Here is a 297-nt window from a genome sequence, read left to right on the forward strand (position 1 = left end):
GGAGCGGGTCAAATCCGGTCGGAGTCGACGTACACGTCGAGATCCACGTCCCGCCTCGACCCCTCCAAGTCCTGAACGGCGCGTTCGACGACCTGCTCGGCCTCGTCTCGGATCAGCGGGACCGCCTTCTTCAACACCCAGTCGAACGAGACCAGCCGCGGGAGATCGAGCGCGTCCGAACTGGCGGAGCCCGGGTCGAACTCGACTTCGAGCGCGACCTCGCAGGGGGCGTCGCCGGTCCGGTCGGCGTCGCCGGTCCGGTCGGTGTCGTCGCTCGCGTCGTCGCTCGCCGCGGGC

Annotated in this window: 1 pseudogene; it reads right to left on the reverse strand. The window is 70.4% G+C overall.

Features of this window, described 5'->3' with window-relative positions:
- Positions 1-8: 8 nt before the first annotated feature.
- Positions 9-297: pseudogene (locus EXE42_RS17630) on the reverse strand (SRPBCC family protein); the annotation flags it as partial.

Origin of the sequence: Halorubrum sp. SP3 (genome assembly GCF_005435195.1) — an archaeon.
In the GTDB taxonomy this organism is placed as follows: Archaea; Halobacteriota; Halobacteria; order Halobacteriales; family Haloferacaceae; genus Halorubrum; species Halorubrum sodomense.